At 37.1% G+C, this 18,435-nt stretch carries 18 protein-coding genes and 2 pseudogenes; 3 read left to right on the top strand and 17 right to left on the bottom strand.

Annotated elements, in window-relative coordinates:
* From H4J59_RS11850 to H4J59_RS11810, 10 genes and pseudogenes are all read right to left on the bottom strand, one after another.
* Window positions 1-722: PAS domain-containing protein (locus tag H4J59_RS11850; RefSeq protein ID WP_182239617.1), on the bottom strand; the 722-nt coding region annotated here is incomplete at its 3' end.
* A 36-nt stretch (window positions 723-758) separates the two neighbouring features.
* The gene (locus H4J59_RS19440) at window positions 759-944 is read right to left on the bottom strand and encodes an EAL domain-containing protein (protein ID WP_310733185.1); all 186 of its coding nucleotides are present in this window, start codon (window positions 942-944) and stop codon (window positions 759-761) included.
* Window positions 945-1,007: 63 nt separating this feature from the next.
* A pseudogene (locus H4J59_RS19435) lies at window positions 1,008-1,435 on the bottom strand (EAL domain-containing protein); the annotation flags it as partial.
* 683 nt (window positions 1,436-2,118) lie between these two features.
* Complete coding sequence (locus H4J59_RS11840) at window positions 2,119-3,390, bottom strand: mechanosensitive ion channel family protein (RefSeq protein ID WP_182239615.1); 1,272 nt, start codon at window positions 3,388-3,390, stop codon at window positions 2,119-2,121.
* A 295-nt stretch (window positions 3,391-3,685) separates the two neighbouring features.
* Window positions 3,686-3,977: pseudogene (locus tag H4J59_RS11835) on the bottom strand (HigA family addiction module antitoxin).
* Window positions 3,977-4,246 (bottom strand): type II toxin-antitoxin system RelE/ParE family toxin, encoded by a 270-nt coding sequence (locus H4J59_RS11830; protein WP_182239647.1) that lies wholly within the window; start codon window positions 4,244-4,246, stop codon window positions 3,977-3,979. The pseudogene H4J59_RS11835 and the gene H4J59_RS11830 overlap by 1 nt, the downstream one beginning before the upstream one ends.
* Before the next feature lie 161 nt (window positions 4,247-4,407).
* Entirely contained in the window at window positions 4,408-5,199 is a 792-nt protein-coding gene (locus H4J59_RS11825) for a PhzF family phenazine biosynthesis protein (protein WP_182239645.1), read from the bottom strand.
* Window positions 5,200-5,466: 267 nt separating this feature from the next.
* A complete protein-coding gene (locus tag H4J59_RS11820; protein ID WP_182239613.1) occupies window positions 5,467-5,973 on the bottom strand; it encodes a hypothetical protein in 507 nt (168 codons plus the stop codon).
* Between the two features lie 19 nt (window positions 5,974-5,992).
* Window positions 5,993-7,303, bottom strand: a complete 1,311-nt coding sequence (locus H4J59_RS11815; RefSeq protein WP_182239611.1) for an AAA family ATPase — start codon at window positions 7,301-7,303, stop codon at window positions 5,993-5,995.
* Window positions 7,304-7,394: 91 nt separating this feature from the next.
* Window positions 7,395-8,390, bottom strand: coding sequence for a hypothetical protein (locus H4J59_RS11810; RefSeq protein WP_182239609.1), 996 nt, complete (start codon window positions 8,388-8,390; stop codon window positions 7,395-7,397).
* Between the two features lie 448 nt (window positions 8,391-8,838).
* Between H4J59_RS11810 and H4J59_RS19850 the strand changes: the two genes are divergently transcribed.
* Window positions 8,839-9,093: a phage integrase N-terminal SAM-like domain-containing protein gene (locus H4J59_RS19850; protein WP_182239643.1), complete on the top strand. Its 255-nt coding sequence runs from the start codon at window positions 8,839-8,841 to the stop codon at window positions 9,091-9,093.
* A gap of 182 nt (window positions 9,094-9,275) precedes the next feature.
* On the opposite strand, the gene H4J59_RS11800 is transcribed toward H4J59_RS19850, so the two are convergent.
* The 5 genes from H4J59_RS11800 to H4J59_RS11780 all read right to left on the bottom strand — a co-directional run bounded on the left by H4J59_RS11800 (window position 9,276) and on the right by H4J59_RS11780 (window position 13,669).
* A complete protein-coding gene (locus tag H4J59_RS11800) occupies window positions 9,276-9,692 on the bottom strand; it encodes a GFA family protein (protein WP_182239607.1) in 417 nt (138 codons plus the stop codon).
* 237 nt (window positions 9,693-9,929) lie between these two features.
* Complete coding sequence (locus tag H4J59_RS11795; protein ID WP_182239605.1) at window positions 9,930-10,688, bottom strand: sulfite exporter TauE/SafE family protein; 759 nt, start codon at window positions 10,686-10,688, stop codon at window positions 9,930-9,932.
* A gap of 42 nt (window positions 10,689-10,730) precedes the next feature.
* On the bottom strand, window positions 10,731-12,011 hold the full coding sequence (locus tag H4J59_RS11790; RefSeq protein WP_182137850.1) for a TRAP transporter large permease subunit: 1,281 nt from the start codon (window positions 12,009-12,011) through the stop codon (window positions 10,731-10,733).
* A complete protein-coding gene (locus tag H4J59_RS11785) occupies window positions 12,008-12,529 on the bottom strand; it encodes a TRAP transporter small permease subunit (RefSeq protein ID WP_182239602.1) in 522 nt (173 codons plus the stop codon). The genes H4J59_RS11790 and H4J59_RS11785 overlap by 4 nt, the downstream gene beginning before the upstream one ends.
* A 60-nt stretch (window positions 12,530-12,589) precedes the next feature.
* The gene (locus tag H4J59_RS11780; RefSeq protein WP_182239600.1) at window positions 12,590-13,669 is read right to left on the bottom strand and encodes a TRAP transporter substrate-binding protein; all 1,080 of its coding nucleotides are present in this window, start codon (window positions 13,667-13,669) and stop codon (window positions 12,590-12,592) included.
* Window positions 13,670-13,866: 197 nt separating this feature from the next.
* Here H4J59_RS11780 and H4J59_RS11775 point away from each other — a divergent pair, with 197 nt between their 5' ends.
* Window positions 13,867-15,273, top strand: coding sequence for a cache domain-containing protein (locus tag H4J59_RS11775; RefSeq protein ID WP_182239598.1), 1,407 nt, complete (start codon window positions 13,867-13,869; stop codon window positions 15,271-15,273).
* On the top strand, window positions 15,263-15,922 hold the full coding sequence (locus tag H4J59_RS11770; RefSeq protein ID WP_182239596.1) for a response regulator transcription factor: 660 nt from the start codon (window positions 15,263-15,265) through the stop codon (window positions 15,920-15,922). The genes H4J59_RS11775 and H4J59_RS11770 overlap by 11 nt, the downstream gene beginning before the upstream one ends.
* A gap of 225 nt (window positions 15,923-16,147) precedes the next feature.
* On the opposite strand, the gene fghA is transcribed toward H4J59_RS11770, so the two are convergent.
* Both fghA and H4J59_RS11760 read right to left on the bottom strand, forming a co-directional pair.
* Window positions 16,148-16,999 carry an S-formylglutathione hydrolase gene (gene fghA / locus H4J59_RS11765; RefSeq protein WP_220469804.1) on the bottom strand — a complete coding sequence of 284 codons (852 nt, stop codon included), beginning with the start codon at window positions 16,997-16,999 and terminating at the stop codon, window positions 16,148-16,150.
* 122 nt (window positions 17,000-17,121) lie between these two features.
* Window positions 17,122-18,252, bottom strand: a complete 1,131-nt coding sequence (locus tag H4J59_RS11760) for an S-(hydroxymethyl)glutathione dehydrogenase/class III alcohol dehydrogenase (protein ID WP_220469803.1) — start codon at window positions 18,250-18,252, stop codon at window positions 17,122-17,124.
* Window positions 18,253-18,435: the final 183 nt, after the last annotated feature.

The following is an 18,435-nucleotide window of genomic DNA, read 5'->3' as shown; positions in this document are numbered from 1 at the left end:
GAATCAGCACCCCGGCCAAGTATTGTGCGTACCCGAGCTTTATATAACTCTATAGGGTAAGAGATAATACTTAATGGCCCTTTCCCTGAAAAAATTATACGTGAAGGGCTATCGAATAGTATTTTAGTTTTGGCAACGTAATTTGGAAAGGCAAACAGCTCTGGTGAAAAAACCAGAGAAAGCAAACCGATACAACCAAGCAGTACTACAGGTGGAACTATTGAATGGGTATATGTCCATATACCAAAAGATGCCATGGTGATGAGCACTATAGCCAATAACCTTCTTAAGTGAACGTTAGTCTCTAAACCAGAGACTGATCCCTTATTGTTTAGGGTATCATACAACTGTTGAGCCTTTTGTTTTTGCTCGTTACTCGGCAATGTTCTAACGGACTGATAGCCTGTCACTTTTCCATTTTCATATACAGGTGTTACATAGGCATCAACCCAATAATAATCGCCATTTTTACAACGATTTTTAACCATTCCTCGCCAAGAATCTTCTTGTTTGAGTTTACGCCATAAATCAGAAAATGCCGCTTTAGGCATTGATGGATGTCGAATTATATTATGATGTTGTCCAACGAGTTCCTCAAGAGAATACCCTGCAATGGCACAGAAATCAGGGTTAGCGTAAGTTATTCTTCCTTGAAGATCTGTAATAGAGACCAATTGTTCAACTGCCGCGAAAGTTTTTTCATTATTTAAAGTGTGATTCATAATATTTCTTTTATCAGTAAATGTAGTTAACGTTAATCAGCTTTTTCTCAGTAAAAGCTCAAACTCATCAATCGGCACGGGCTTACTAAATAGATAACCCTGATAATGCATGCAGCATTTATCCAATAGGAGTTGCCTTTGTTCTACAGTCCCGACACCCTCGGCAATGACATCAATATCTAAGCTATGCGCTATGGTAATGATAGTGCTGATGCTTTCCACCAATATACTTTCGGTTAGCTCTAGCTTGAGTTTTGCGGGGCTAATCTCATACTGTTGTAGGGTGGTTTTTACCTGCTCGACAAAGTGTTCTTGATGAAATTGCTTAGCACTGATATTGACGGCGATTACAAGACCTTCTGTTTGGAGGCTGTGTTGCCATGCTTTAAGTTGAGCGCAGGCCGTGTCTAATACCCATTGCCCTATCGGTAAAATAAGCCCTGTTTCTTCGGCTAACGGATGAAGTTAACGGGTGAAATCTGGCCACGTTCTGGATGTTGCCAACGGATTAAGGCTTTAGCCCCTAATGCTTGATCAGAACGGCTAACCTGTATTTGATAATAGAGCTGAAATTGATTGTACTTAATGGCTTTGCGTAGTGCATTTCCCATGTCTGCACGAACAGTGATGGCTTCTTCTCCGCTGTAACCTGCAATACGGGTAAATGCGCGATTCACACGAAGAATACTGCTGTTAGCATCGGTGATAAACATACCTTCTTGAGATTCAAAAACGGTGGCGGCAATCCGAAATTCACTAGCGATGACTAACTTAGTACCCCGCTTATCTTTTTCTTCATTTTGAAAGCACAATTCTTCATTAGCAATGAGCAACTCAGCAGCTCGCTTTTCAATTTTTTGAGTCACTTTGTCTTTGAGTCACTTTGTCTTAGTACCTTACAGACTTAAGTCTGTAAGGTACTAATTTATGTCTGTAAAGTCACTTTGCCTTAATCACTTTATTGATTTCAATCAGTAAAGTGATTAATATAATTTTCTTAGGTTGACTTTTAGATATTTAAACTAATAATCGTCGAGAGATTCAGGAAAGAGTGTAGATTGGGAACAGTTAACACCTTTAATAAAACCTGACATTATACTTACCAATAAATATTAACTTACCGATAAGTATAGTAAACGTGTGTTTTGTTTGCGGTCAATGTTAAGGATGATTAATCATAACTATCAAGTAGTTATACGAAAAGGTGATCAAAATTTTTCACACAGTCTGTGGCAACAGTAAACATAATAGGTCAATCTCATTTATTAACGCGATTCTCATTATTTATGACACCTCCACATAATACTTTAAACATAGCGGCTTTAAGAGTGCAATAGACGCTAAGCCTAATATTTATGGCTTAGCGTAAAACCTGTTAGTTTAACAAATCATCAAGCTAGTGCTTCGCCAATGACCTAATATCATTCCCGGTCGGTGACTCATGCACTCTCAGTGAAAAAGCGGGTAACACCGCAATAACATGATCGAAAATATCTGACTGAATATCCTCGTAAGCATTCCAGTTTGTTGTGTTGGTAAAAGCATAAATTTCAATGGGCAAACCATCACTTGTTGGCTCTAGCTGCCTAACAATCAAGGTCATTCCTTGATGAATATCAGGATGGTTTTTCAAAAATGACACCAGATACTTTCTAAAAGTACCAACATTAGTTAGTCGCCGGCCATTTTGCATTACTGTCATATCAGTTTTTTTATCCGTATTTTCTTTTTCAATTTCTGGTACCGTATGCGTTATATACTCGCTGAGTAAATGCGCCTTTTTCAATTCAGCTAGTTGCTCTTTGTCTAAGAAACAGACACTGCTCATTTCTAGATGAATACTTCGTTTTATTCTTCTACCACCTGCTTCAGACATGCCGCGCCAGTTTTTAAATGAGTCTGAAATAAGTGCATAGGTAGGAATGGTGGTAATCGTTTTGTCCCAATTTCTTACTTTAACTGTTGTTAAAGCAATGTCGATCACATCGCCGTCTGCACCATACTTTGGCATTTCAAGCCAATCTCCCACTGCCAGCATATTATTAGCAGAGAGCTGTATGCCGGCAACTAAGCCCAAGATAGGATCTTTAAATACTAACAACATTACGGCAGACAAGGCGCCCAAGCCACTCAGTAAAATAAGGGGTGATTTGTCCATCAGCAACGACACCGCTAAAATACACGTTAATATACTGGCAACAAGCTTAACGGTTTGCAAAAGGCCTCTTAACGGAAAGTGTACCTGACTTGCGCGCCTATCTGAAAGCGCTTGCAAAATGTCTAAAAAGGTAAACAACGACAACAAAGAGAATAAGATGATCCACTGGTCGGTAACGACTTCAGCAAGATGTAATAAGCTGCTCCCTTTCGCGAGTAAAAGCTTGGCTTGAACCACTACAATGGCGCCTTGCAGCGTCAACGAAAGTCGCTTCGCTAAGCGCTGAAATAAATCTAAAGTTAAATTTTTCGCCTGCGGCAAGTCGGTAGTTTTAAAATTGCCCTTGATAAAATGCTTAGCTGAGACCTTAATAATATAATGTAAGACTAAGGTAAACGTGATTATCCATACAATGACTAAAGTGTCGTACCACACAAAGACATTACCCGGCATATTGTGCTCAAGCCAGCCCACCAAAAATTCTCGCAAATGTGTTCTTGTTTCGGTCATTATCATTTGTCCTTAAATGTTATTTGAGACATGTTGCTGTATGTTGCGTAATGAAAAATACTGATTAAGCGAAAACAGAAGCAGAATTTATATAACCTAGAGGGGGTTAAGCGATGTGCACTAAATCCATTTAGGCGAAAACTGTGTAACCAAAAATACAAAATATCCTATGTCGATAAAGTCACCATAAAAACGAATATAAACAAGCACAAACCTAAAAGTTAACTACCTAAATCACAAAGAAATTAGCTAGGGCAAGTGGCGACAGAGAACACTTTGCTAAGTGTTCTCTTTTTTATACCACAGCAAAGTTTACTAAGTGGACATTGGTTAAATTTATTTTTTGTTTCGCATGCCAAAGATCGTAGTTATCTTGCATTGATAGCCAACTCTCAGGAGTTCTGCCAATTGCTTTAGATAAGCGCAGTGCCATTTCTAAAGAAATAGAACTTTGACCTTTAATCACTCTATGTAAAGTAGATGATGAAACATCTAATTGCTTTGCTAAATAGCGACAGTAAAACCAGCTGGCTCTAAATAAACATCGTAGATGAATTCTCCGGATGTGGTGGATTATGCATAGTCATTAGTGATAGTCCTCATAGTTAAGAATAAAAGCATTACCATCGATAAACTCAAAAGTAATACGCCAGTTACCATTTACAGTAATAGACCAAATCCCATCTCGACTGCCTTTTAATGGATGTAATTTAAAACTGGGCAAATTGATATCATCAATTTCTTGGGCGGTATCTATTGCGGCTAATTGCATTCGTAATTTACGTTCATGCTGTGCTTGAATATCTGAATTACTCCCAGTTTGGACGTATTTATTAAGGCCTTTATTTTTAATAATATTTAATCGTGCAACAAGTGTAGCGTGATGCGCATCAGGTATCGATAAAATATAGCGCGTTACTAAGCGGCTGATTACATTTGGCTATAATGCGTGAGCAACGAACCGCAGCCAGCTGTAAGCATTTTGTCCTGCTTGAGTGGCTTATAAAGCAACAACGACTAAACTTGAATTGTACCTTTTAAATACTGTACAGCCTTACCTAAAAGTAAAACTCTATCATCCGCAACCTTGCATATTATATTGCCGCCACGTTTAGAAGCCTGATATGCAATTAATCTAGACTTATTGAGCTTTCCAGCCCAATAAGGTGCTAGCCCAGTATGAATAGAACCTGTAACAGGATCTTCATCACCGCCATTCGCAGGCCAGAAATAACGAGAAACAAAGTCATAATTGTTTGATTTAGCAGTTACAACAACATCATATGGGGCGAGTTGCTTTAATAACTCATTATTTGGAACGACAGAAGTCACATCAACTTCGTTTTCATAAACAACAAAGTATGCTTGATTGTTTAATAACACTTCCTTTGGGGCAATTGAAAGGCCGTTTAATAATGCTGCTGGTATATCCTTAATGGTTTCAGGTGGCCTACTCGGGAAATCCATTTGAATATAACCGCTATCCATTTTCGTAACAGATAAATTACCTACTGCTTCAGCGTAAAAATTAATATTTTTTACATCATCATTTTTAGCAAAAATAACAAATGAAGCTGCTAATGTGGCATGACCACAAAAGTCAATTTCTGTTATTGGAGAAAACCAACGAATTTCATAGTTATGAATATCAATTTTTTTAACATACGCGGTTTCTGATAGGTTATTTTCAATCGCAATGGACTGCATATGCTCATCAGAAAGCCAGTCCTTGGTAATAATTACTGCAGCTGAATTCCCTTTAAACACCACATCTGTGAATGCGTCAACAACATTGATTTCTAATTCCACTTGAGAATATACCTCCATAGGGATATTTGCTTTATAACGAGCTTGTAGAATAACTCGTTTATTATGAATACCCCCTAAAATAGGGGTACCAAATGCATTACCTATCAAGTAAATCGTCTACAGCGCGATACAGGAACACAAAAATTTAGTGATTTTGGCTGAATTAGTTATTCTACAGCCTCAACGCCTACTTAAGCGGAAAAATATAGTTAGCTAAAATGTCGAACAGAGCGAAAACAGCCAACTGTATTCCGCTTGAAGTTCTTGTTAGCTCACTTTTAGTAATGCTGAGTGAGATTTATTGAGTTTCAAACATGGTAGGCAAATACCTGCCATATTATCATCTGACAAAATAGTCTCTGCATTTTTCAGAGCTGTTCTTTTGTAAATTTTAGGAATCGTATTTCCTTTAGGATACCAAGATTTATTTTTAATATAAGGATATGACCTTTCATCTTCGCTACACAAAACTTTACAACCAGATACTATTAAAAGAGCAGCTATATGTGGATCGTCAAAATCGCTATCATTACACCGCTGCATTAATTCTTGCATTTTAATATCGACTTCACCATCATCTACTTTGACAACTTTACCAGCCTTATTTAGCTGATTGAAAAATTTTAAGTATTTACCTATTGTTTTAAATTCGTCCCAATACTTAGTCCCACCACAAACCATTTTTCCTTTACCATCAATGATCCAGTCAAAAACTGGTTTATAATCTGAGTGATGCTCAGATGCCTGATTAAAAACACTAGGAATGACATTCATATCAATTACTAAACACATGTTAAAGCCTCAACATTGCTAATTCTTCATTTAAGAAAAATTCACGAAATGCTTCAGGCTGATCTAATGGATAGCCCCCCTTTTCATCAATAGATATGCAATGCACAACGTTCCCTTCCTTAATTCTTTCAAAGAAAAGAACTTGAGCATTTTTACATTCAGCTTGATTTGTACATAATCTAAACCTATCAATTAAGTAATCACTGTGAGTTTCAATTACAAAATTGTTACCCGTGAGTTCTACGGATTGATAAATAAATTCCCCCAAAGAAGCCTGTGCCTTTGGGTGCAAGTGAACTTCAGGTTGTTGAATAGCTATATATTCAGCTGATGAACGTCTTCTTGATTCTAAAATAATAGGTAAAACTTGAGATACACCATACCCAACATTAGATACCAACAAATCACTTCCACCAAGGTTTACATTAACCTCAAACGGTGAAGAAGCTTCTTTTCCAAAACGCTTAATGCCAACAGAATCAAATAAACCACTGCTTAAACCAAACTCTTTAATTGCATTGATAGTTTTATTATTTCTATCTCCTTTAGAATTGTTCAATAATTTATTTAGTAAATTAGGAATATGTCCACCTTCAGAAGAATAATCTGAAGCTTGATGCAAATATATTTTTTCCGGCTTTGCTCTTATAGGTGCAATCCATTTACACTCAGGTGCATCTATTTCTATCTGAAAAGTTATTTTTTTATTATTCTTTATTAAATCCTTTCCCGCGAGGTCTGCTACAACAAAATGATAAGCATTAGCGAAAAATAAATCTCTGGGAAAGCCTTGTTTTGAAAACTTTTTATAACCAGTAGGACGACTTAAAGAATGCTCTTTTGTACATATATTTATAAAATCAATTAATGTCTCACCAACATCAGCATCCCTAACTTTATAACGAAGAGAATTGTCAGAAATGATAGTTGAAATCAAACCTATTGGACTCATAAAACTATATTTATGAACTACTGGCATACCTTCTTCATTTTTAAAAGTAATCAATCTAAATGTGGGAATCTTTTCATCTTCGCTTGATTCCTCTTCTAATGATGAGTCATCAAAGAAACCAATGGTAAAACTTTTTTTATTTTCGGCTTTATTACTAACTATTTCAGAGAAATATGAAAAATGTAGATCCGGATCATCAAACGATGGTCTAAACCAAAATCTATGGGAGCCTAAAATCTTTAATGAAGCTAAGAACGATGTTTTACCTGTGCTATTTTCACCAACTAAAAAATTAACAGATTTGAGGGGAATTATTTGTTTATTAAACCCTCTGTAGTTATCTAAATAAATAGACTTCAATTTACACTCCTTGTTGATAGGCAATAAAATAGATGGCTAAAATTAGCGACAAAAGAGCAAAAGCCAACTGTTTTTTGCCCTTTTAAACGACTTATACGACGCTACAACCGAACTTTAAGCCATCGCTTAATTTTTTAAGAATAATTAGTAACGCTTCTATATCATTATCTGAGACTACTATACGTTGCCCTATTTTATATGACGAATCCATCGACTTGGTAACATACTTTTCATCAACGATTCCTTCGTTATGGGACAACAAGTGCCTTTTTTGAAACAATACATTAATTTGATTTAACTGTTCAGCTGTTAACCAATCGCTGTACCGCTTATTTATAGCATTCCCCCATAATTCACTTCCTTGGCCAAGACGTTGAAAAGCATTAAAAGGACTTTTTCCATATGGTTCGTATAAACCCTCGCAGAGCTTTTGAAACGCAACTACCCCATCTGAAATGCAGGTCTCTCTCAGTGACCTACAAGTTAATTCAGCATCATCTTTACTTGAAGCAGCAATAAGGGCTTCTCTTATAACTTCAAGGTTATCTCTTTTGGCTTTTATTTTTCTGAGCGAGTCACTAAATGTTTGTGTAACAGAGTTGTGCCCACAGGCGGGACAGAAAAAAGCACTTCCTATTACTGAGAATCGAGATTGACATTTTTCGCATGAAATATCTAATTCCATCGCTTCTGCGGCTTTTGCTGGAATAGTAAAAGTGCGGGTGTTTGTTCCTTTATATTTCATGCTAATTGAAACAAAACCTTTTTTGTTTTGACCGCGATTAAAGTTTTTAGTCATGTTGGTTAGTGATTTACCAACTAACCCTTTAACCACATTAAACGCTTCTTCTTTTGCATGTTCAATTTGCGCTATTGTGAACCATTCTTTAGCAGGTGCTTCATGCCTACATAAAGGGCACCAGACTGCCTCATCTTTGAAAATATTAAGCCAATCTTTATTATTCACTTTAAAAAGAAACTCACAATCTTCTGAAGGGCATTGTTTATCTGTGTAGCCTTTCTCATCGCTAACTATTCCCACAGATACATATTTTAAATTTTCGAGTTCATTAAAAGATTCAGACATTACTCCACTCCTTTGAAAAGTCGTATAACAGCTTATTCTGGATACGTCTTAGTAACCTCGCACCATAATTAACACTTCATTTACACTAATATCCCATACTTACAAGGTATTAGAAACAATTAACACAAAAAATATAATACTAATTAGGAGGTTAATAAGACGTTTTACTACTCACATCTCTTAGCAGACGTAAAATAAAACACTTTATATTCATATGGTTAAATTATTTCCTTTAATCATATGTGTAATTAATCTTGTATTACTAAAACGTCTTAGTAACATAACTTGAAGAAGTACTTGATTTTTATTTAACCATTTACTCTAGCTGTACAAGTATATAACTGAAGGTTTTTTTATTATGTCTGCCTCCCTATTGTTAGAAAGTATTCGCTCTATTATTTGTACTATGCATGACAGCATTCAAACTGAAAAAATTTATTAGCATTGGATAAAAAATTTCATTTTTTTTAATGACAAACGCCACGCTAACAATGTTGGGGAAGAAAAGGTAAGTCATTATCTAACTTACTTTGCTGTCGATAGAAAGGTTACTTCATCTGTACAGAACTTAGCACTTTGCTCTAGCGTTTTTATCTACCAACATGGATTAAAAAGAGAATTAACGTTATTAACGAACACCATCAGAGCTAAGGTAGCAACGAGAGTAGAATCCCAACGGTATTATCTAATGATGAGGAAATAAAAATTATTAATGAATAACAATAGAACAAATATTCAAGACCGTTTTGGGTTAAAACGCCTTAACTTATGATAGTAAAATAATAAATATTTTAACAAAAAACCATGATGCATAGCCCAAATATTAGGAATATTACCCTCATGATTAACCACGTTAGAGCATAAGTCGCGCTTAGTTGGATAAATCTAAAAAGGCTGTTTTTCGAATGTTTTAGCTCCACTAGGAATCTGACACCAACTGAGCTTTTCACTGACCCAAACATGAGCCGATGGTTTAAATATAGTGGCGTCTGCTAAACTGATTGGTTTTAATTTTAATTTGATCGTGCTTAAGTCATCTGGGTTGTAATGATAAACTCTATTCCCGCAAGTTGAGCAGAACTTTGCGTTATTTCTGTTACCACTATCGGCGATTCTACTCCATTCATTTAACTCACCTTCAAACTCAATAGCATTTGACGCAATAATGGCTGTAACACTAAATGGGCTAGTAGAGAGCTTTTGGCATTCTGTGCAATAACAAGCCCACACCCTATTAGGTTGTTCATACAGTTTGTATGTTACTTGCCCACATTGGCAGGAGCCTTTAATAGGATATTTCATATTCTAATTATTCCTCATTCATAGCAATGCCGCTAAGGGTTTAATGCTTGTTCGACACATTTATCGACACTTTCTCGACTCTAAGTGCACTCGTAATAATACTGACATGCATTCGTAGGTATAATTTTTTTATTAAAAGCACATTGGGGATAAGTAATAACTGATCTAGCATTCTACTACTCATTAAACGCTCACGCTTATGGCGTTACCTTTTATATATCATAGTGTTGCTGCATGCTAATCTAGGTACAGCACTGCAGCGCACGCCAATAAAGTCATTATTAATATAAAAATTTTCAAAAACTTAGGCTCTATTTTTATTGATATTTTAACCGCCATCCAAGCGCCTATGATATTGCCCAAGGCCAATGCTAGGCCCGGTAACCAAAGAATTAAGTCTTGATAAATAAAAATGCCTAAAGCGCTTAAGGTAAATGCTAGCGTACACACTAATTTTAAAGCATTGGCTCGCACTAAATCATAATGAAGAGAGCCAGCAAGGGCAAACAGCAAAATAAAACCCACACCTGCTTGTATTAATCCGCCATAAAAGCCCGAAATAAACAGTATTAACCATGAGCTGGGTGTTGAACGAACAAGTTTGGGGGCTGTTTCAACATTGGGTAATATTATACTAGGCACCAAAATCATCACCAACGACATAGCGATCATTGAGCCAAGTAGCACATATTTAAGGGTTTGTGCTGACATCACCAACGCAGCCAAGGCACCAAATACACCACCCAGTATAGTTAAACTTAAAATGGCAGGTAAATCGTGGCTTGCTAACTTGTTATATTTCTTAAAACCAACAATGCCTGACACTGATTGTAACAGCACACCCACTCGGTTAGTCGCGTTAGCTATGTCAGCAGGCATACCCATTATCATTAATGCAGGGAGAGTTAAGTTAGAGCCTCCCCCTGCTAATGTGTTGATAATTCCCGCAATAAATCCTGTTATTGTCAGTAATAAATAAAACCAATATTCACTCACTCAGATAAGTCCTTTAGTTCTCTATAGTGAACTCGCTAATTGTTATGTAATGATCAGGTATCCAGGTAACAATAAAACTAGCGATAAAATAACTAATTGCATTAGGATAAATGGAATCACACCTTTGTATATGGTTAGCGTTTTTATTGATTTAGGAGCTACCCCCTTTAAGTAAAACAGACTAAAGCCAAACGGCGGGGTTAAAAATGATGTTTGCAAATTCATCGTAATAAGAATAGCAAACCAAATTAAGTCAATATCTAATGCCATGGCAATGGGGGTTAAAATCGGCACAACTAAAAAAGCAATTTCAATAAAATCAATGAAAAAACCCAGTATTAATATCGCCACCATTGCAGATAATATAAATGTCCATTGACCACCAGGAAGATCCATAAAAAAGTCTTCAACGATAAAGTCACTGCCTGAATAGGTAAAAACCATTGAAAAAGCCGTGGCGCCCAGCAGCACAGCAAAGATCATCGAACTCACTTTTACCGACTCTTTTGAAACGTCATTGATCATTTTAAATGAAAACTTACCATAGCATGTCGCCAATATAACCGCGCCAACAGCCCCTATGGCTGATGACTCTGTTGGCGTAGCAATGCCGCCAAATATTGACCCCAACACCGTGATGATTAATAGCATTGGCGGCACAATATCTTTCAGGGCTTGAATTAATAATTCCTGCTTACTTTCTGTCACTACCATAGGTGGACAAAATTCTGGTTTTATTTTTCCTAGCACAAGAATATAAAGCGTATACATCAAAATCAACAAAAAGCCTGGCAATATCGCCGCTTTAAACAAATCTCCCACAGGTACACCCATCACATCACCCAATATAATCAAAATAATTGAGGGGGGAATAATTTGTCCTAAGGTACCTGAGGCGCAAATAACGCCAGTAGCGGTTGGTTGATGATAATTATTTTTTAACATTACCGGTAGAGATATCACTCCCATCGCCACAACGCTTGCACCAACAACACCTGTTGATGCCGCTAATAGTGCTCCAACGATAATGGTTGAAATAGCCAAGCCACCCGCTACCTGACCAAATAATTTTGCCGAAGACTCTAATAATTTTTCAGCAAGGCCTGTTTTTTGCAAAACAATACCCATGAAAATAAACATAGGAATCGCCATTAGCGTGGTATTTTCCATAATGCTCATGATGCGGTATGGCATAAAGGCGAAAAGATCTGTCCCTAGGCTGAGAACGCCAACAATAAGGGAGATACCCGCAAACGTAAAAGCAACTGAATAACCAAAAAACAGGAACATTAGCGCTACGGCAAATAAAACTATTCCAGTCATTTTTGTGCCTCTTTAAAATTGGGTTTAGTCATTAATGCTCTCATTTGAGTTAACACTACATAGGTAATGCAAAGCACTAAAAATAGCGAAGAAAGAGGAATAACACTGCGTATTATCCAGCGATGTGGCAGGCCGCCAGGGTCGCCACTACCTTCACCAATAGCATAAGCTTCATAACTATAATCCCAGCCAAAATAGATTAATACACAAGCAAATGGCAGCGCTAAAAATAGCGAACCTGCAAGATTAATGATGGCTTTTTTCTTGCTGGATAATTGATCATAGATTATGTCTACCCTTACATGTGCGTCTTCTTTAAGGGTGTATCCGATACCAAACATAAACATTGCAGCAAAAAAATGCCATTCAAGTTCTTGCATACCAATACTGACGTCATTGAAAAAGTATCGTAATACCACGTCATAGAAAACATTTAAAATCATCAATACCATCAGTAGGCTACATAGGTTTCCTACCGTATCAATGATTTTTCTTAATAGGTTAATTAAAGTATTCATGTTGTCTCCACACATACCTAACCATGGCGGCTAGGTATGTGTGTGATGGTTAGAAGTGAATTATTTCGAATCAAAGTTATCGAGGTAAGCGCGGTCTGAAAAGTTAGTCCAGGCACGTACTTGTTTCTGATAGCTAGAAATTGAATCTAAAATTTCTTTTGTTTTAGGATCTTTCTTCGCTGCTTCTAGCAAAAGTTCATCGTTTGCTTGCTTAATCGCTGTCATAACAGGTTTTGGAAACGATCTGATTTTTACATGAGGGTAATCTTCTTGAATAGTCGCTAAATTTTTACCACTTTCATGCATCGACTGAATGTACATATCGTAAGCAGCCAGTTTCATTGCTGCCGTTAGAATTTTTTGCAAGTCTTCAGGTAATGAATTATAAGCTTTTGGATTAACCATAAACTGAAGTTCTGTCGCAGGTTCATGCCAGCCAGTATAATAATAAGGCGCTATTTTATGAAAACCCATTCTAAGATCAAGCGATGGGCCAACCCATTCTAATGCGTCAATAGTATTCCTTTCTAGCGCTGTATATAGCTCGGCAGAAGGAATATTGGTTGGTTTAGCCCCTAGCTTAGCAAGTACTTCACCAGCAAATCCAGGAATGCGCATTTTTAAGCCTTTAAGATCTTCAACAGTATTAATCTCTTTACGGAACCAACCCCCCATTTGATTACCGGTATTACCGCCCGGAAATGACATGATGCCGTGTTTGTCATATACCGACTTCATTAATTCCATGCCGCCGCCATGGTAGAACCAAGCATATTGCTCAGGTGCCGTCATACCAAAAGGAAGCGTAGTGAAAAACATCGTATTAAAGTCTTTCCCTTTCCAATAATAAGAAGCCGAATGCCCCATTTGATATTGACCGTTTTTAACAAAATCGAAAATACCAAAGGCTGACTTGTGTCTGTTTGAAGAATCAATGCGAATGGTTAATCGCCCATTTGACATTTCGTCAACCAAACGAGCCATATTTTTTGAAGCGTCACCAAATATAGGAAAATTAGGTCCCCAAGTTTCTGCTAATTTCCATCGGTATTTTTTGTTATCGTCAGCATCAGCATTTGCAAATCCAGAGAATGCAACTGACGCAATGAATAATACTTTTAGTATTGAGGTTTTTAACATGTTCACCTTTCCACCTATTAGTCTATTTTAAACAACCCATTGTTGCGTAACTAATCAATTTTTACATAATAACCCGTAAGTAAGTATTAGACTTCTTTACTAGGTATTACTACCTAAATATTTATCTGTGATAGAAAGTTAGTGCTAATTTTGCGATGATTAAATTTTTTATCTTGATATTAATAAAGGCTGTTGAAATGAGAATGCCATTACGGATGTTTTATCTTGCCATAATTCAGGTTATTTTAACCTCTTTTATTATCTATTATTTCGTTTCTAGTCAATATCGTGAATTGTCTGATCTCAATGTTAAAACACTGGAAACCTTCCTTATTACTCAAAAAGAACAAGAATTAAAAAACTATATTGCCATTGCACTTTCATCGGTCGATCATATGGCTGAGTTATCAGAAGATAAAAAAGATGTGGTTAAAGTTTCGGTGGCAAACATCTTTAAAAATATGCTGTACAACGGAGATGATGGCTATTTTTTTATTTATGATGATAAAGCCATCGCTATTGTTCACCCTAAACAGCCGGATAGAGTTGGAGAAAGTTGGTGGGATTTAGAAGGTGAAAATGGCGATAAAATTATTCAAGTTTTATTGGCGAATGCTCATGCTGGCGGAGGGTTTTATCGCTATGACTGGCTTAAACCCTCAGAAAAAGTGAAAGCGCCCAAATTAGGCTATTCTATTTACATTGATAAATGGCAATGGATGTTTGGCACTGGGGTCTATTTAGATGATGTTTACTCACAACTAAATAACTTACATCAAGAGATTGATTTTCATATTAATTACACCAAAAAAATTATTTTGATTGTGGCACTTTCTTCGATATTTTTTATATTTTTATTTGGCATTGCCGTTAATCTAAGTCATAAAAAAAGAGCTGAAGCAAAAATTAGTGAATTAGGTCAACGGATCATTGATGTGCAAGAAGAAGAAAATCGGCATATTTCAAGAGAGTTACATGATGGTATTATTCAAACCTTAATTTCAATTAAATATTCGCTCGAAGCCACTACTTTTTTTCTTCGAAAAAACAAACAAGAAAAACCAGCATCACTTACACAGGCGGAAGATAATTTAGGCTTTGCTATCCACGAAGTGCGCAGAATATCTCATCATATGCATCCTCAAATATTAGACGAGCTAGGTTTGTCAGCCGCCATTGAAAACCTGAGTCGCGATTTCGCTAAACAAACAAATATTGAGATAAAAGTCAGCAAACCATCATTAAAAAAACTGTTACCTGATTTTATTAATACAACGCTTTACCGCGTGGTGCAAGAGTCACTCACCAATATTAAAAAACATGCTGGCGCTAAGTGCGTATTAATTGACATTTCAATACAACAAACTTGGCTAACCTTGAGTATAAAAGATGATGGTGTCGGCTTTGACGTAAACGCGATAACGAAACAACAGCACTCAGGTATTGGCTTAAGAAATTTGGCTGAACGTGTTGAATATCACCTGGGTAAATTTCATATTAGTTCGTCCAAAACCGGCACTGAAATAACCGTTAAAATTCCAACGAAAAGTTTTGCAAATTATTTTAATCACTTAAATCGAGCAGTAAAACAAAATGATACATGATAATAAACCACAAGAAAAAACATCAGTTTTATTAGTCGATGACCACCCCATGGTTCAAGGGGGATTGTCTGCTTGTCTGGCTTATTACGATGATATCGAAGTAATAGGCGTAGCTCATGATGGTAAAGATGCACTAAATAAAGCTAGGGAGCTCAAACCCAATGTTATCTTGATGGATGTCAGTATGCCATTAATGAATGGTATTGATGCAACAGAGATTATTACCGAGCAGTTGCCCGATACTAAAGTGTTAATTTTTACTATGCATAATAGTTCTGAGTTTGTTCACAGCGCTATTCAGGCCGGCGCTTCAGGTTATGTATTAAAAGACACTTCATCAGAGGAAGTTTATTTTGCTATAAAAGCGGTCACCAAAGGTAATACCCACTTTAGTAGTTCGATTGCAAAAATGTTACAAGAAAGTCCATTGAAAATAGAAAACGACAAGTTAACCACACGTGAGCAAGTTATTCTATCATTTGTTGCACAAGGCTTTTCCAGCAAAGATATCGCTAAAAAGCTCGACATAAGCTTTCGTACTGTTGAAGCTCATCGTCGTAATATAAAGGCTAAACTCAATATAGAATCACTGGCTGATCTTGTTCGGTTTGCGATTAACCATGGATTAATTAATAAAGAAGGAGGATGAGAAGAGCAGAGAAGAGAAGAGAAGAGAAGAGAAAAGAATTCAGAAAACAGCACATAATAGGTTGTAAAAAAGCAAGTACAAGCTAAAAGACACTGCGTTGTTAATTGTCATCAGTAGATTTAATGCGAATATTCATTAGCTTTGCCCTCTAAGATACTAGGCTATAAAAAACTCTGGTTAATGCCGAAAAAACGGCCGTCAAATTGTGCAACGGCCGTGATGGTACTATTGGGTAAAGTGCTCGGCATGAAAGCGCAGGTGCTCTTCAATAAATGATGAGATAAAGTAATAACTGTGATCATAGCCTTCATGAATAGTTAGCTCTAATGGATAACCATTAACTTTAGCTGCCGCTACTAATGTTTCAGGCTTTAACTGCTCAGCCAGGAAATTATCCGCACCGCCTTGAGTCACTTTAGCTGGAATAAACGCCGTGGCTTTGCGCATTAATTCACTGGCATCATGATTGCGCCAATCAGCTTTGTCTTTACCTAGATAAGTGGTAAAAGCTTTTTTGCCCCAAGGCGCTTGCACTGGATTACAAATGGGGCTAAATGCCGACATTGAGCTGTAGCGATCAGGATTTAACATCGCAATAGTTAATGCGCCGTGTCCACCCATCGAATGACCATTAATAGCGCGTTGATCTGACACTTCAAATGCGGCTTCAATTATCGCTGGCAACTCATTAACCACGTAATCGTACATCTGGTAATGACGATTCCAAGGTGCTTGGGTGGCATTGACATAAAAACCTGCGCCTTGACCCAAATCATAACCTTCATCATCAGCAACACCCTCGCCGCGTGGACTAGTATCTGGAGCAACAATAGCAATACCTAGTTCAGCAGCTATACGCTGTGCACCGGATTTTTGCATAAAGTTTTCATCACTGCATGTTAAGCCTGAAAGCCAATACAATACCGGTACTTTTTCGCCGTTTGATACTTGCGGCGGCAGGTAAATAGCAAAGCGCATAGTACAATTCAAGATTTTGGATTGATGGCTATATTGTTTCTGCCAGCCACCAAAGCTTTTATTTACACTTACGTTTTCTATTAAATGCTCAATTGTCATGGTACACCTCACCATATTACCCCCTTTGTGCTTACCGCTTATGCGGCAAAAAGGGGGAAAAAATTATATTAAGATAGCTGGAAATTTATTTTTAAGATAAGTCACAGCGATTAAAATAAAGCTTACTTATCAAAGTGAATAACACTGCGAATACTTTCGCCTTTGTGCATCAACTCAAAGGCATCATTAATATCTTCAAGTGCCATAGTATGAGTAATAAAATCACTTAATTTGAATTCACCTTGTAAGTAGCGTTCTACGTAATCAGGTAATTCAGTACGCCCCTTAACACCACCAAATGCCGATCCTCTCCATACTCGCCCAGTCACAAGTTGGAACGGACGGGTTTTTATCTCTTGCCCTGCACCGGCAACACCAATAACGACTGACTCACCCCAACCTTTATGACAACACTCTAAAGCAGAGCGCATTAAGTCGACGTTACCGACACATTCAAACGAATAATCAACGCCGCCATCAGTTAATTCAACAATTACGTCTTGAATCGGCTTATCGTAATCTTTCGGATTAATACAATCAGTAGCACCAAGTTTTCGGGCTAACTCAAACTTACTTTCGTTAATATCAATCGCAATAATACGGCTCGCTTTCGCCATAGTTGAGCCAATAACTGCCGACAAACCAATACCGCCAAGACCAAAGATAGCAACGGTTGCGCCCTCTTCAACTTTCGCCGTATTCATCACAGCGCCCATACCCGTAGTAACGCCACAACCTAATAAGCAAACTTCTTCTAACGGTGCAGTTTTATTCACTTTCGCTAAAGAAATCTCAGGTAATACCGTATATTCAGAGAACGTAGAGCAGCCCATATAATGAAAGATGGGTTGGCCGTCTTTATAAAAACGCGTAGTGCCATCAGGCATTAGCCCTTTACCTTGAGTTTCACGAATTTTTTGACAAAGATTGGTTTTTCCCGACAAACAAAATTTACATTCGCCACATTCTGGTGTGTATAAAGGGATAACATGATCGCCCACTTGTACACTAGTAACACCTTCACCAACTTGTTCAACAATACCACCACCTTCGTGGCCTAAAATAACCGGGAATATACCTTCTGGATCTTCTCCTGAAAGGGTGAATGCATCGGTATGACATACGCCTGAGGCGATAACTTTTACTAGCACTTCGCCTTTGCGCGGTAACATCACATCGACTTCTTCGATAGATAATGGTTGCTTAGGTCCCCAAGCAATAGCCGCTTTTGATTTAATAAACTTGTCTGACATATTTATACTCACCTTCAATTGATAGATATTTCTACTTTTACTATTGCCTGTAGTTTAATACATTCTTTTAGGCATGATAATACCACTAGATCACAATTCACTTTTACCAAGTGGTAACAATAATAGCCGTAACTGGGTATTAATGACGGCTATTATAATTATTTCTTAATAAATGATAATATA

The sequence above is a fragment of the Colwellia sp. MB02u-10 genome, from assembly GCF_014077185.1.
Taxonomy (GTDB): Bacteria; Pseudomonadota; Gammaproteobacteria; order Enterobacterales; family Alteromonadaceae; genus Cognaticolwellia.
Note: the sequence above shows the minus strand (reverse complement) of the source record. Positions and strands in the feature narration are given on the sequence as shown.